Below are 14651 nucleotides of genomic sequence, written 5' to 3'. Positions count from 1 at the left end.
ATCCAATGAATTCGGGGGTTTCCATCATTGAAGCGACGATAAGCGAGGCGCAGGACGGCATGCGGCTCGACAAGGCGCTCGCGGAGCTGGTGCCCGACCTGTCGCGCGAACGGCTGAAGGCGCTGATCGTCGAGGGGCAGGTGCAAACCGCCGGCCGTGCACCCAATCCGTCGATGAAGGTGCTGGTGGGGCAATCCTTCGCCATCACCTTGCCGCCGCCGGTCGAGGCGGAGGCAATCGCGCAGGACATTCCGCTCGCCATCGTACATGAGGACGCCGACCTGATCGTCGTCGACAAGCCGGCGGGGCTGGTGGTCCATCCGGCGGCGGGCAATCTCGACGGCACGCTTGTCAATGCGCTGCTCCATCATTGCCAGGGGCGATTATCCGGCATCGGCGGCGTGGCGCGTCCCGGCATCGTTCATCGCATCGACAAGGATACTTCCGGCCTGTTGGTCGTTGCCAAGTCGGACCGTGCCCATGAAGGGTTGGCGAAGCAATTCAAGGATCATAGCATCGACCGGCTCTATGCCGCGATCGTCTATGGCGTGCCCGCGCCGGGCGCGGGCACGGTGGATAGCTGGATCGGCCGGTCCGACGCCGATCGAAAGAAAATGGCGGTTCATCGGGAAGGGCGTGGCAAGCATGCCGTGACCCATTACCGGACGGAGCAGAAGCTGCGCGGTGCGGCTTTGGTCGAATGCAGGCTGGAAACCGGGCGTACCCATCAGGTGCGGGTGCACATGGCCCATCTGGGTCACCCCTTGATCGGCGATCCGGTTTACAGTAGAGAGAGAAAAGGTTTCAAATCGATACTGGAAACGCTGGGTTTCAAAAGGCAGGCATTGCACGCGAAACGGCTGGGGTTCATACATCCGGTAACGGGTGAGGCGCTCAGCTTCGACAGCCAACTGCCTGCGGATATGCAGGAACTGTTAAGCGAGCTTCACGTATAGGTTTGGATAAGTTTGCGACGGCGCTTCGAACGCCTCTTCTGGGTTCCGCCGCGCATGAAAGGGAAAGGTGACGACATGGCCGGAAAGACCAATGTCCCCGCGGTTCCTGCGCTGGGCGGTGAAGCCAGCCTCAACCGCTATCTGTCGGAAATCCGCAAATTTCCGATTCTGACGCCCGAGCAGGAATATATGCTCGCGAAGCGCTATGCCGAGCATGCGGACTCCGAAGCCGCGGCCCAGCTCGTGACGTCGCATCTGCGCCTGGTGGCGAAGATCGCCATGGGCTATCGCGGCTATGGCCTGCCGGTCAGCGAGCTGATCAGCGAAGGCAATATCGGCCTGATGCAGGGCGTGAAGAAGTTCGAGCCTGATCGTGGCTTCCGCCTGGCGACCTACGCCATGTGGTGGATTCGCGCCTCGATCCAGGAATTCATCCTGCGGTCCTGGTCCCTCGTGAAGATGGGCACCACCGCCGCGCAGAAGAAGCTGTTCTTCAACCTGCGCCGGATGAAGAACAATATCGAAGCGTTCGAGGATGGCGACCTGCATCCCGACGACGTCAAGAAGATCGCGACCGATCTGGGCGTCACGGAGGAGGATGTCATCTCCATGAACCGCCGCATGGCGATGGGCGGCGACACGTCGCTCAATGTGCCGATGCGCGAGGATGGCGAAGGCCAGTGGCAGGATTGGCTGGCGGACACCGATCCGTTGCAGGACGAACGCGTCGCCGACCGTCAGGAGAGCGAACTGCGCCACGACATGCTGGTCGAGGCGATGGACGACCTCAACGATCGCGAGAAGCATATTCTTGCCGAGCGGCGGTTGGCGGAAGAGCCCAAGACGCTGGAGGAACTCTCTCAGGTCTATGGCGTGTCGCGGGAACGCGTCCGCCAGATCGAGGTGCGCGCCTTTGAAAAGCTGCAAAAGGCGATGATGCGGATTGCCGGCGACAAGCTGGGCAAGGTGGCGCGGCTGGCGACCATCTGAGCGGGGCCAGCGAGAAGGAATGAAAGCCCCGGAGCGATCCGGGGCTTTTTCTTGGGAGCTGTGGCGTCATGGTTCGGGGGGGCGGAAGCGAGGTGGCGGTTGTCCCGCCCGGTTCCGTTCGGGTGACAGAGTGGTTCCTCCATCCCCGTTCCTTCGTTCGCAAATCCGAGACTGCTTCAATCGGCGTTCAGACTCAGGCCATTATCGGTATATTTGCGCGCACGGACATGGAATCCGATGAGCGAAGAAGGAAAGAGGGTTGCTGATGATTTCGAAACTCGTTGCGCTTGCCACCGCCATGCTGATTGCGAGCCCCGCACTTGCGCAGACGGGCGACGCTGCCAAGGGGAAGACGGTCTTCGCCCGCTGCATGGCCTGCCATTCCGTCGATCGCGGCGTGAACCGTCTTGGTCCTTCGCTTGCCGGGATAATGGGCCGCACGTCGGGCACGGTCCCGGGTTTCGCTTATTCGCCCGCGATGAAGAACGCCAAGATCCGCTGGGATGCCAAGTCGCTCGATGTTTTTCTGACCAAACCCGCAGCGAAGGTGCCTGGCAGCAAGATGATCTTCGCGGGCCTGCCCAATCCCGCCGATCGCGCCAACCTGATCGCCTATCTCGCCAGCTCATCCGGCAAATGATCTGAAAACTATCCTATGGTGCGAAATAATTGTGCTGACCATCCTGCCTCGCTAACCTGCCGAAGCAACCGGCGCAGGAGGGGTGCGGGGACAGGAGCGGATGCGATTTTACCATGACATGATGATGGCAGGAGCGCGGCCATGAACGGCCGGGCTCTTGAAGGGGTCAAGGTGCTGGATCTTTCACGGGTCCTCGCCGGTCCCTGGTCGACGCAGATATTGGCCGATTTCGGCGCCGACGTGATCAAGATCGAGTTGCCGGGTCGCGGCGATGACACCCGTGCCTGGGGACCGCCCTATCTGACCGGCGCCGATGGCCAGCCGGAAATCGGCACCAGCGCTTATTATCTTTCGTGCAACCGCAACAAGCGCTCCGCTGCGATCGACCTGGCGACGCCACAGGGCGCGGAGCTGATCCGCAGGCTGGCTGCGGAAGCCGACATCCTGGTCGAGAATTTCAAGGTCGGCGGCCTCAGGAAATATGGCCTCGATTATGAGAGCCTTTGCGAGATCAATCCGCGCCTCGTCTATTGCTCGATCACGGGTTTCGGCCAGAACGGACCCTATGCCGACCGTGGTGGCTATGATTTCGTGGCCCAGGGCATGGGCGGATTCATGAGCATCACCGGCGAGGAGGATGGCGGTCCGCTGCGCGCGGGCGTCGCCATGGCGGACCTGGCGACCGGCATGTACGCGACCGTTTCCATCATGGTGGCGTTCCGCCACGCCGAACGAACCGGCGAAGGGCAGCGGATCGATGTCTCACTGCTCGATACGCAGATCGCGATGCTCGCCAATCAAGGCGCGAATTTCCTTGTCGGCGGCGTGGTGCCGGGCCGGCTGGGCAATCGTCATCCGACCATCGTGCCCTACAAGACCTTCGAGGTTGCAGACGGCGTGATGATCATCGCCATCGGCAATGACCGGCAGTTCCGGGCCTTTTGCGAGGAGATGGGGCATGCCGAACTCGGCGGCGATCCGCGTTTCGCCACCAGTGCCCAGCGGCTCATCAACCGCGATGCGATCGAGGCCGAGGTGCAGGAGATCGTCCGTCCCTTCGATCGTGACGAACTGATGGCGCGCTTGGTGGCGAGGGGCGTGCCTGCCGGACCGGTGAACACGATCAAGGATGTGTTCGAGGACCCCTTCGTCGAAGCGCGGCAGACCGTCCATCGCTTCCGTCGCGAAGAGGACGGCGTTGAAATCCCGACCGTCGCCTATCCGGCCAAGCTTTCTGTAACGCCCGCCGATTATCGATATTGCCCGCCGCGCGTGGGTGAGCATAGCCGGGAAATATTGGGCCAGTGGCTGGGCCTCGACGATGCCGCGCTCGATGCCCTGGCCAGCGAAGGCGCGATTGCCCAGCGTCCGGCCGATGGGAAGAAATGACGGCGATAGCGGCGGTTTCGAATTTCGAACGATCGCGCGCGAGGGGTGGGAGCGTCGGCGTTTCCGCCTTTTTTCCATGGGCTAAACGCCTGATCCACGTCCATATGTGTCCGTAGAGCGGCGGGCTGTGTTGCATCCATGCTGCGCAGCGCGGTATGCTGCGCTGCGTCAATCGCCGGCTGGTTCCGGCCAATTGGGCATCGGGCTCGGTCGGCTGGCGCCCAACCCATGATGAGGGATGAGGGTCCGTGCATCCGGTTTTTCCGGAACGGATTTGTGCGTCCTGACATGATCGGTTGGCCATCGGTCGAAAGCCGTTTGAAGAAGGAGAATAGTGATGCGGATCGTTATGACCGGCTCGGGCTATGTCGGCCTGGTTTCCGGCGCGTGTCTCGCGGATTTCGGCCACGATGTCATCTGCGTGGACAAGGACGCGCGCAAGATCGAGCTGTTGCAGGGTGGCGGCGTGCCGATCTACGAGCCTGGCCTTGCCGACCTCATCGCGCGCAACGTGAAGGCTGGGCGCCTGACTTTCACCACCGATCTTGCCGGATCGGTTAGCCAGGCCGATGTGGTGTTCATCGCCGTCGGCACGCCCGCCCGGCGTGGGGATGGTCATGCCGATCTCAGCTATGTCTATGCCGCCGCGCAGGAGATCGCGGCCAATCTGAACGGGTTCACCGTCATCGTCACCAAGTCCACCGTCCCGGTCGGCACTGGTGACGAGGTCGACCGCATCATCCGGGAGGCCAATCCCGATGCGCAGTTCGCCGTTGCCTCCAACCCGGAATTCCTGCGCGAAGGAGCGGCGATCCAGGATTTCAAACGGCCCGACCGCATCGTCGTCGGCATGGAGGATGAACGCGCCCGCCCGGTGATGGAGGAGGTCTATCGACCGCTCTACCTCAACCAGGCGCCGATCCAGTTCACTGGCCGCCGGACCAGCGAACTGATCAAATATGCCGCCAACGCCTTCCTCGCGATGAAGATCACCTTTATCAACGAGATGGCCGATCTGTGTGAAAATGTCGGGGCCGACGTCCAGCAGGTGGCGCGCGGGATTGGCCTGGATAACCGGATCGGTTCGAAATTCCTTCACGCCGGGCCGGGCTATGGCGGGTCCTGCTTCCCCAAGGATACGCTGGCGCTGGTCAAGACGGCGGAGGATGCGGGTGCGCCGATACGCCTCATCGAAACCACGGTGGCCATCAACGAGAGCCGCAAGCGGGCCATGGCGCGCAAGGTGGTGGCCGTGTGCAACGGATCGGTACGTGGCAAGACGATCGCGGTCCTCGGCCTGACCTTCAAACCCAATACCGACGATATGCGCGATGCGCCGTCGCTTTCCATCATCCAGGCCTTGCAGGATGGCGGCGCGCAGGTACGCGCCTATGATCCGGAGGGCATGGATGCCGCCCGCGCGATGGTGTCGAACGTGGAGTTTTGCCACAATCCCTACAGCGCCGCGGAAGGGGCGGAGGCGGTGGTCATCGTCACTGAATGGGATGCGCTGCGTGCGCTCGACCTGCCGCGTCTCAAGGGCATCATGAACGGAGTCGGGCTGGTCGACCTGCGCAACATCTACCGGCCGGAAGTCGCGGAGGCGGCGGGATTCACCTATGTCAGCGTTGGCCGTGGCACCACGCCCGAGTTCGAGGAGCTGGTCCAGGCGGCTGAATAAGCCGCAACCGCTTGCCCATCCCGTCTTGGGGATGGGCAAGCGGGCCACTACTCTTCAAATCTATTTTGGTTCCCATCGTAGCGATTTTGAAACGATGGCGGATTTCAAACATCGTTTCGCTTGGGCAAACAACAGTTCATCGCAAATTCCAAAAGAACACGACGAGTCGATATTGACCGGAAGTTTTTGTTAACCTTCATAGGAGACCCTACAGGGGTTAACTTCGGGGGTCGCAAACATGCCTGTCAAAATGACTGGCTCCATCTTTGGAGCCGGAATGTCCGTTCTTTGCATTTTCGCAGCGGGTGCCGCTACGATCATGACCAATGGGTCGACATCGAATACGACGTCGACAACAACGACGACTTTGCTGTCGTCCACCACCATTGCTCCGACGTCCTCAACAACGTCGAGCGTGAATGGTTCCTCAACGACGAACAGCGTGTCGGATTTTTCCACTTTCGACTTCGCCAATGGAACGAGATTGCCGGAAAAGGCGACGCTTTCGCTCGGCAACGCCAGTTTCCAGCCGGGCAGCAACATGGCCTATGTACCGGTGACACTGGATCGGCCGACGCCCAACACGGTGATCGCGCGGATTACGACGGTCAACGGATCGGGCACCTATCGCGCCATTTCCGGCTATAATTACCAGACCGTCGACACGGTGGTGATCTTCCGTCCCGGCGATCCGCTGATCCAGACCGTAGCGGTGCCGATCATCGCCGCCACCGAAGGCCAGCAGTTCCAGCTCAAGCTGCGTGAAGCGCCCTGGGGCGGGCTTCAGGGCCAGGCGACGGCGACGATCACCGCCTCCAGCACGGCACTGGCCACGGCCCAGGCGACCGGCACCTTCCGCGAACCGCGTACATTCGCGCCGACCGGCACGCTACAGTTCGAACTCGCGAAGGATACGCATAAGCGTTCGCCGGATGGCGGATGGGACCGCTGGGCCACGTCACTGTCCCACGGACGTACCCAGATCGCAAATGGGGAAACCGGATTATATCTCGACTCCTCGGTCTTTCCTGGCGTCGAGGGGCCGGTCTATTGGGGTACGAGCGGGCTGGTGCTGCATACGCAGAAGCTGAAGACCCCGATCAATTATGACGGCCAGACCTGGTATTACGGTTCATCGGTACTGGACGGCCGCAATTTCCTGGCTTCGCAGATCGGTTATGGCCAATATGAATGGGAAGCCAGGATGCCCAACCGGCGCGGGTCATGGCCCGCCTTCTGGCTGATCTCGACCAGTGGCTGGCCGCCGGAAATCGATATCTATGAGGGTTTCGGCTATCAGAGCTATTGGGATTTCGACCGGCATATCGCGCACACCATCCATGTGGGCGCGAACGGCACCCGCTATGATGCGCGCGGCGTCACGATCCAGTCGCAACAGGCCTATGGTCTCACGGGATACAGCCAGGGGTTCCACCGCTTCGCCGTGGATATCCAGCGGGATTACATCACCTGGTTCGTCGATGGTGTGGAGACCTATCAGTCGGTGAACCCCTTCCAGGGTCATCGCTGGTATCCGATCATGGATGTCGCGGTGAAGACGAATGGCGCCTATGACGATGGCTCGGGTGACATGATCATCAAGAGCTTCCGCATCTACAGCGCGCCATAATGGCCCACCACCGCATCGCTGCGGACGCCGCCCGAGAGGGCGTAGAGGCGTCCCCAGCTCTTGATCCACTGCCCGGCAATGTCGACCCGACGTGCGCCGGGCAGCAGCATGGCGGCGAGGCCGACCGTGCGCAGCGCCAATATGGCAAGCGATCGGGCGAGCAACTTCATCGTTCCGATCCGGCCGGGCAGGGACTTTTGCCGGGCCATGGTTTCGGTGCAGCCGATCCGCCACATACGGCGCAACACCCATGACAGGCGCGCCCGTTCCGCCGGCACCCATTCGCTGACCCGCGCGTCGGGGGACCAGCCGAAGCGGGCGCCGGCATCGCGCAGGCGCGCCAGGAAATCGAGATCCTCGCCGCCGCTGCGGTTGAACCGGGGATCGAAAAAGGGCGCGTCGATCATCGCGAAGGTCCGGCGGCTGACCAGCAGGTTGTTGCTGGCCCACAGCATCGGCGCGGCGCCCCATGGCCGCTCTTCCGGACAGAAGACCAGGGTTTCCCTCGCCCAGCGCGGCGGATCGCCGACGAAACAGCTATCGACCGGTCCGGCGACCACATCTGCGCCGACCTGCGCCTGACAGATCAGCAGCGCGTCCAGCCAGCCCGGTTGCGGCCATTCGTCATCGTCGATCATGGCGACGAAGCGCATGGCGGGATCGCAGAGTGCCGTTTCGGCAATGGCATTGCGCACGGCGCACAGGCCGGGCTGCCCGACCGTCAGCAGCGTCAGCGGCAGGGCGTAGCCCTCCGCCTGCAACCGCCGCGTTACCGCGGCGCCCTCCTGCCGCTCCGGATCATTGTCCGCGACCAGCACCATCACATCATGGCGGCCCGCCACGCCCGGCAATGTCTGCAACAGATGCGCGAGCCGGTCGGGTCGCCGGAATGTGGGGATGGCGATCCAGATGGCGGGCATCAGACGGTCGCCTCCCGCGCGGGCTTGCGCGACCGGCCGCCGCGCTGGAGCCATTTGATGAGCCGATGCCCGCGCACCTCGATCAGCGCATAGCTGGCCCAGCAGAGCAGCCATGTCGAGACCAGCATCCCCACCACGAAAAGCCCGTCGATGCTCGTCATGCCATGTTTGTGGGCCACGCCCATCGCCCGCGCCGCGACGTCACGAACCAGCGGATGCCAAAGATAGATGGAATAGCTGATGAGGCCGAGGTGGAAGCTGATGGGATTGGCCATCACTGCCCGCGCCGCCGCGCCGTTATAATAGCAGCTCAGCACCAGCAGCGGCATCAGGCAGACGACCAGCACATCGGCCTTTCCGGGCAGCAGCAGCGCCAAAGCCATCAGGCCGCAGACGATGGCAAAACCGCCTGTCCGGTCCACCAGCCGCTTGCACCAGGGCCTTTCCGCGCAGCGATAGGTGAGGACGCCCAGCGAAAAGCCCGCAAGGCAGCGCAGCAGGGTCAGCACCGTATCGCTGTCATTGACGTCCAGCGGTCCGCTGGCCCCAAGACCCGATGAGGCGACCAGCGCCAATATCCCGATGTAGAGCAGGCCCTGCGCCCAGGCCCATCGCGAAAAGGCGAAGATCGCGATCAGCGGATAGAGGAGATAGGCGGCGACCTCCGTGCTGACCGACCAGCTATTGCCGGCGATCGGTTCGGTGCCCCAGCCCCAGCTTTGTATCATCAAGATGTTGGTCGCCACATTGGGCAGGTCGAGTGCGATTGCCTGATTGCCCGAGACGTTGAGGATGATCCTGGCCATGAACACCAACGTCACGATCAGGTGCAGCGGCCACACCCGCGCCATGCGGTTGACGAGGAAATCGACATAGCTCGACCGCCCCAGATGGTTCACCACCCGGTCGTGATAGCCGAACGAAATGACGAAGCCGCTCAGGATGAAGAACAGGTCGACCGCCAGATAGGCTCGCGAGAAGAGAGGCAGGCGGAAGGCCTCGAACGTCGGATTATGCGGGATATGGTACAGCAGCACCGATACCGCCGCCACGCCGCGCAGGCCGGTGAGCGAGGAAATTCTCATGCGCCTGTTCTCCTGGAGGCTGTCCTGCCGATCGGCGGCGCCGCGTCGAAGGCGGAGGCGATGGCATCCCAGAGCGGCTTGCGGCGCATCTGCCCGTCGAGCGGCAGGACGCGGGAAAGCTGGCCGTCGGACCATTTATAGTCGGGATAGTTGGACAGCCAGCTATAGCGGTCGGACAGGCCCCAGCAGAGGACCGAGCGCATCGCCGGATTGTCCAGCGCCACGTCCAGAAAGGCCTTGGCCACCGAGGCGATCTCACCGTCGCGCTTGTCGGGATTGGGTGGGCCGCCCTTGTCGGCCACGTCGAATTCCGTCACCGACAGGGCCAGGCCATATCCGCTCAGCTGTTCCAGGAAACGCGCGAAGACCGCCTGATCGAAGCCCTCCTTATAGGGCTTCAAATGTCCCTGTATGCCGACCGCATCGACCGGCACATTGCGTGCCATCAGCCGGTCGAGCAGTTTCAGCATCGCGGTGCGACGACGCTCGCAGCGGGGGGAATCATGTTCGAGGCCGAAGTCGGTCAGAAACCGCATGGGCCGGGGATCGACTTCGCGCGCGCGGTGGAAGGCGATGTCGATATAATCCTCCCCCAGCGCGTCCAGCCACATGCTTTTCGCGCGCATGCCGTCGGCGCGGCCGTCATTGGGTTCGATCGCTTCGTTGACCACGTCCCATTCGCCGATCTTGCCGGCATAGCGGGGCATGGCGATGTCGATATAGCTGGTCATCAGCTTTTCGCGGCCGGTGAGATCTGCCTGCTTCAGCGCCGGTTCCAGCCAGTCCGGCTGGGCCGCGTACCAGACCAGCGCATGGCCGCGCGCCTTCATCCCATGGTCCTGGGCGAAGGCGATGATCTGGTCGGCGCCGCTGAAATCATATTTGCCGGGCCTGGGTTCGGTGGTGCCGCGCTTCAGTTCATATTCCTGCACCACCATGTCGCATTCACGCGCGACGGCGGCGGTGAAATCGGGGTCTTCGCGCAACTGGCGGGATTTGATCGCCGCGCCGAAATAGCGGCCCGACCGTCGTGCATGGGCGGCGAGACCTTCGGACGAGATGCTTGCCTCCGCCCGGCTGGAGGGCACCGGCGAGCAGGCACCGAGCGCCAGCGCGCCGGCCAGAAATTCACGCCGTTTCATAGCCTTTGTCCTTTGCCCGCAATCATGTGCGACAGGTCGATCAGCCGGTCCGACATGCGCCGGTAGACGGGGTCGGGCATGACGATCTGCAACAATACTGTCGCCGCCATACGCGGACCGAAGGCGCCCCGGCAGACCGCTTCGAGATAATAGCGCATCGCCTGCCGCCTGCTGGTCGGCCAGATGCTCTTCGCCGCGTGCCAGCCCATATAGGCGGAAAAGGCGCGGGCGGAGATATGGGGCTTCAAATCGCGAAGCCAGCCAAGGCTGCCGACGCTGCCGCGCACCTGCGACAGACGGTCCTCGGCATGGCGGTCGGCCCAGATGGTGCCGGGCCGCTCCGTCATCAGGAAGCGGGCACCGGCCAGCGCCAGGCGCATCGCGAAATCGGTGTCGTCGCCGAATTTCACATCCTCGCGATAGCGCACCCGCTTCGCCAGCGCCCGGCCGAGCGCCATGCTGCTGGTCTGGATGAAACCCCGGTCGCACATCAGATAGCGGTCCATGGTTTCACCGCTGGCGATGGCGCGAGGGGGCTTCAGGAAATTGCGCCCTTCGCCGCGGTCGGCCAGCACCTGACCATAGGCGACGATCTCTTCGCTTTTCTGCACCAGCGGCAGCAGGTCGGCCAGATGATGCGGCAGGAAGCGGTCATCGCAGTCGAGGAAGGCAATATAACGTCCTCGCGCATGGTCGATGCCCTTGTTCCGGGCCGCCGCCGCGCCGCGATTTTCCTGCACGATGACCTTGAGGCGCGGGTCGTTGATTGCGCCCAGCGCGACCTCCGTCCCATCGGTCGACCCGTCCACCACCACGATCACCTCGATGATCGCGATGGTCTGTTCGAGCGCGGAGACGACGGCGGCGACGACCGCGTCGCGCCGCTGATAGGTGGGAATCACGACGGAAAAGAGCGGCGTGGCGGCGACCGCCTTGAGGCTGGACGGAGGTTGCCATGCGGTCATCACGAACTGGCTCCGCTCGTGAGGGTTCCTGCCTTGCCGAACCGCAGCACGAACCCGTTGACCAGCGAACGGTAGAGCGGCTTTGGCAGATAGGAACGCAGCACCTGCCGGGCGATCACGCGGGGGGGGACTCCTCCCGCGACCATGCCGACGGCGAGGTCCTTGATCGCGACGACGGGTTTGATCGGCGCCATATGATAGGCGAGCACGGTCGCCCGATAGCCGCGCCGCGCCCGGTTGGTGAGCATATGGCCGCAACGGTCGAGCCAGTCGAGTGAGGTTTCATATCCCTTCACATAGGAAGTCCGGCCCGCCTCGGTCGCGTCGAGCCAGACGGTCAGCGGCTGGTCGATCATCCGGAACCGCGCGCCCGCGCCCTGAAGCCGGACGCAGAAGTCGAGATCCTGGCCCTTTTTGAGCGCCGGGTCGAACAACACCTCCTGCGCCATGGCGGTGGGCACGACCATGGTGCTGGTCTGCATGAACTGGTTGGCGCAGAACAGATATTCGCCCACATCCTCGTCCTCGCGGATGCCGCGATCGGGCCTGATCCAGTAGCGGTCGACGCCCCGGTCGACCTTCATGCGGGAATAGAGCACCGCCCTGCCATCGTCCCCGGCCAGCGCCTGTGCCATGATGGAAAGCTTGCCCGGCAGGAACAGGTCGTCGGAATCGAGAAAGGCGATATAGCGCCCGTCGGCCGCCCTGATACCGGCATTGCGTGCTGCGCCGCCGCCCGCATTGTCCTGCCGGATATAGCGGACGCGCGGGTCGCCGATGGCGTCGATCACCGGCTGCGGATTGTCGCGCGATCCGTCGTCGATCACGACGATCTCGAAATCCTGCCAGTCCTGCGCCAGCACGGATCGGATCGTGTCACCGACGATCTCCGCCCGGTTGTAGAGGGGGATGACGACGGAGAAGAAGGGTTGTGCGCCGTTCGGGGCTGCATTGCTCATGCGCCATGCACCTTTCGATATTCTTCATAGTGAAATCCGGCGAGGCCCGCGATCTTGCCTGCCGCGCGATAGAGCTTGCCGAGGCGCTCGACCCGCTTGCCCTTGTCGAACGTTGTGACGGCGCCCAGCGAGCCGATGAGGAATCCCGCGACGATGCGCGGCGCTTCGCCCAGCAATGCGCGCACGCGCCCCTTGTGGAAACGCTCCACCATCATGTCGGTCATGCCTACGCGATAGCCGCGCATCAGCAGCCATTTGGCGGTGACGCGGCTGGCCGGGATGAGTTCGGTGACGACCGCCTCCTCCGACCAGGCGAAGCGGAAGCCCTTGCGCTGCATGCGGGTGAAGAGTTGCTTGTCGGACCCGCCGGTCAGCGCCATGCGTTCGTCGAACGGACGATCCCCCATGGCGCGCAGCGCCGCCGCCGCCATCAGCACATTGGCGGTGCTGTCGACCAGCGCGACCGGGCCGGATCGCCCGCGCTGTTTGGGGGCGAGGAGGGGATGGCGAGCCGCCCAGGACGCGATGGCACTGTCCATCTCGCGCAGCACGGCGCCGCCGACGACATCGGCATCCCAGCGCGCCGCCGTTTCCGCCATGGCATCGATCCAGCCGGGGGAGGCGGCCTCGTCGTCGTCCAGCATGGCGACATGGGTCACACCGGGCCGCGCCATGGCCGCCGCCACCAAAGCATTGCGCACCAGCGGAATGCCGCGCTCCGCCACCAGCAGCGCCTCGATCGGCCAGCGATAGCCCTGCGACGCCATCTGCTCGACGACGGCCATGCCCTCCTGCCGGGCGGCGTCATTGTCGGCGACCAGCACTTCCAGATCGTGCTGCGTTTGCTGCGCGGCAAGGGACTCCAAGGTCCGCCGCAATCCCTGAGGCCGGTTGCACGTGGCGATGCAGACGATGATCCTAGCCATTCACGGTCTCCGCCTGATGAGGGATGTGCCGCCGCGACCATGTCGGGCGCGGCCTGGCCTTGAAACTGGCGTGCGCGGTCGCGATCGCCGCGAGGAAGATCACCCAGACCTGGCGATCCTTGTCGAAGAAACTGGTTTCCAGCAGATTTTGATACATGACGAAGACCCAGATCGCGAAGGCCGGGACCATCAGCGCCTGATTCTCCCTGGTGGATCCGGTCAGGAACCAATAAGCGGGCAAGGCCAGGAAGCTGACCAGCAACATGGCCAGGCCCAACGGCCCGGTCGTCACCCAGATTTCCAGATAACCGTCATGCGAATGGGCAGTCAGCATCTGGAACTGCTGGTTCAGATAATCATAGGCCGGACTGTTGGCGCCGACCTGCCAGAAGCCGCCGAACCCCGCGCCCAGATAGGGATGGTCCGCCAGATAATCCAGCGGCACCCGCCAGATCGACACCCGCCCGGTGAAGGCAGTGGGATCGGCGAACAACCGCTCGATGGTCGGCTGATAGGCGATATAGAGACCCAGGAACCCGACCATGCCGAAGCCCAGCATCAACAGCAGGATCGCCCGTTTCTGCGTATTGTCGCTCAGCGCGCGATAGATGTTGCTGATCGCCAGCATGCCGACGCAAAGGGCCAGCGATGTCTTGCTCTTGGTCCCGATCACGAACACGAAGGCCATGACCGCGAAGAGGGCATAATACCATTTGCGCTTGTCGATCCAGCTATTGCCGCAGACGATGAAGCAAAGCGCCATGACGGCGCCCGCGATATTCTTGTGGAAAAAGAAACCGCGCCACGCGCCGATCAACGCCTTGTCGCTTTCGGTCGCCGGGTGGACCGCCGCCGGTATCAGGGGCAGCGATGCCCAACAGATGATCAGGGACACGATCAACGCCGCGCGCAGGGCGTTGAACAGCCGTTCCGGTCCGATCAGCGAAAGGGCGCAGAAGGTGATGTAGATCACGATCAACTGCTGCATCGCCCGCTTGAAGGAAATGAACGGCGCGACGCCCCATGTGCAGGTGATGAAGAACCACACCAGCATGATCGCCAACGGCCAGAAGGTGAACCGGTATTTCAGCGGCTGCTTGCGCATTATCTGCACCGCCGTCAGCAGCAGGGCGAAGCCGATGAACAGGGCTTGTTTGAACAGGTCCGAGCCGTCATTGGCTTCGGCCATCGCCACTAGTTCTTCCTGCGTACGGGACGCGAAAGGCTGTTGCCCGATGAAGACCATCATCAGGAAGACGAAGTAGAAGACCTGCGCCACCCAGACGAGCGTCGAGCTACCGCTGTCGGCCCGGGTCGCGGGGGCGGCGGGGGCGGCAAAACCGCTGCGATGCCAGCTTGTCGCCATGG

At 63.3% G+C, this 14651-nt stretch carries 14 protein-coding genes; 6 read left to right on the top strand and 8 right to left on the bottom strand.

Translation table 11 applies throughout. The features are described 5' to 3' along the window. Nucleotides 1-5 precede the first annotated feature (5 nt). The 5 genes from YP76_RS07875 (at nt 6) to YP76_RS07855 (ending at nt 5656) form a co-directional block, all read left to right on the top strand. Nucleotides 6-956: an RluA family pseudouridine synthase gene (locus YP76_RS07875; protein WP_046763029.1), complete on the top strand. Its 951-nt coding sequence runs from the start codon at nt 6-8 to the stop codon at nt 954-956. Between the two features lie 75 nt (nt 957-1031). Continuing rightward, a complete protein-coding gene (gene rpoH, locus YP76_RS07870; protein WP_046763028.1) occupies nt 1032-1946 on the top strand; it encodes an RNA polymerase sigma factor RpoH in 915 nt (304 codons plus the stop codon). Nucleotides 1947-2211: 265 nt separating this feature from the next. Beyond that, entirely contained in the window at nt 2212-2586 is a 375-nt protein-coding gene (locus tag YP76_RS07865; protein ID WP_046763286.1) for a c-type cytochrome, read from the top strand. 141 nt (nt 2587-2727) lie between these two features. Continuing rightward, nucleotides 2728-3975, top strand: coding sequence for a CaiB/BaiF CoA transferase family protein (locus tag YP76_RS07860; protein WP_046763027.1), 1248 nt, complete (start codon nt 2728-2730; stop codon nt 3973-3975). Nucleotides 3976-4312: 337 nt separating this feature from the next. Further along, the gene (locus tag YP76_RS07855) at nt 4313-5656 is read left to right on the top strand and encodes a UDP-glucose dehydrogenase family protein (protein ID WP_046763026.1); all 1344 of its coding nucleotides are present in this window, start codon (nt 4313-4315) and stop codon (nt 5654-5656) included. Between the two features lie 189 nt (nt 5657-5845). Here YP76_RS07855 and YP76_RS28610 read toward each other — a convergent pair whose 3' ends face one another. Then, nucleotides 5846-6199, bottom strand: coding sequence for a hypothetical protein (locus YP76_RS28610; protein ID WP_157801161.1), 354 nt, complete (start codon nt 6197-6199; stop codon nt 5846-5848). On the opposite strand from YP76_RS28610, the gene YP76_RS07845 reads away from it, so the two are divergent. Next, the gene (locus YP76_RS07845) at nt 6198-7286 is read left to right on the top strand and encodes a glycoside hydrolase family 16 protein (protein ID WP_232307484.1); all 1089 of its coding nucleotides are present in this window, start codon (nt 6198-6200) and stop codon (nt 7284-7286) included. The two genes, YP76_RS28610 and YP76_RS07845, sit on opposite strands and share 2 nt — an antisense overlap. Here YP76_RS07845 and YP76_RS07840 read toward each other — a convergent pair. From YP76_RS07840 to YP76_RS07810, 7 genes are read right to left on the bottom strand one after another with little or no spacing between them, the layout of a single operon-like run. Continuing rightward, nucleotides 7271-8206, bottom strand: a complete 936-nt coding sequence (locus YP76_RS07840) for a glycosyltransferase family 2 protein (protein WP_046763285.1) — start codon at nt 8204-8206, stop codon at nt 7271-7273. The genes YP76_RS07845 and YP76_RS07840 overlap by 16 nt on opposite strands. Beyond that, the gene (locus YP76_RS07835) at nt 8206-9291 is read right to left on the bottom strand and encodes an acyltransferase family protein (RefSeq protein WP_046763023.1); all 1086 of its coding nucleotides are present in this window, start codon (nt 9289-9291) and stop codon (nt 8206-8208) included. The genes YP76_RS07840 and YP76_RS07835 overlap by 1 nt, the downstream gene beginning before the upstream one ends. Beyond that, entirely contained in the window at nt 9288-10433 is a 1146-nt protein-coding gene (locus YP76_RS07830) for an endo-1,4-beta-xylanase (protein ID WP_046763022.1), read from the bottom strand. The genes YP76_RS07835 and YP76_RS07830 overlap by 4 nt, the downstream gene beginning before the upstream one ends. Next, nucleotides 10430-11398: a glycosyltransferase family 2 protein gene (locus YP76_RS07825; protein ID WP_046763021.1), complete on the bottom strand. Its 969-nt coding sequence runs from the start codon at nt 11396-11398 to the stop codon at nt 10430-10432. The genes YP76_RS07830 and YP76_RS07825 overlap by 4 nt, the downstream gene beginning before the upstream one ends. Then, nucleotides 11398-12357 carry a glycosyltransferase family 2 protein gene (locus YP76_RS07820; RefSeq protein ID WP_046763020.1) on the bottom strand — a complete coding sequence of 320 codons (960 nt, stop codon included), beginning with the start codon at nt 12355-12357 and terminating at the stop codon, nt 11398-11400. Before YP76_RS07820 ends, YP76_RS07825 begins: the two co-directional genes overlap by 1 nt. Then, entirely contained in the window at nt 12354-13283 is a 930-nt protein-coding gene (locus tag YP76_RS07815; RefSeq protein ID WP_046763019.1) for a glycosyltransferase family 2 protein, read from the bottom strand. Before YP76_RS07815 ends, YP76_RS07820 begins: the two co-directional genes overlap by 4 nt. Then, nucleotides 13276-14649, bottom strand: a complete 1374-nt coding sequence (locus YP76_RS07810; protein WP_046763018.1) for an O-antigen ligase family protein — start codon at nt 14647-14649, stop codon at nt 13276-13278. The genes YP76_RS07815 and YP76_RS07810 overlap by 8 nt, the downstream gene beginning before the upstream one ends. Nucleotides 14650-14651 lie beyond the last annotated feature (2 nt).

Origin of the sequence: Sphingobium chungbukense, from assembly GCF_001005725.1 — a bacterium.
In the GTDB taxonomy this organism is placed as follows: Bacteria; Pseudomonadota; Alphaproteobacteria; order Sphingomonadales; family Sphingomonadaceae; genus Sphingobium; species Sphingobium chungbukense.
Note: the sequence above shows the minus strand (reverse complement) of the source record. Positions and strands in the feature narration are given on the sequence as shown.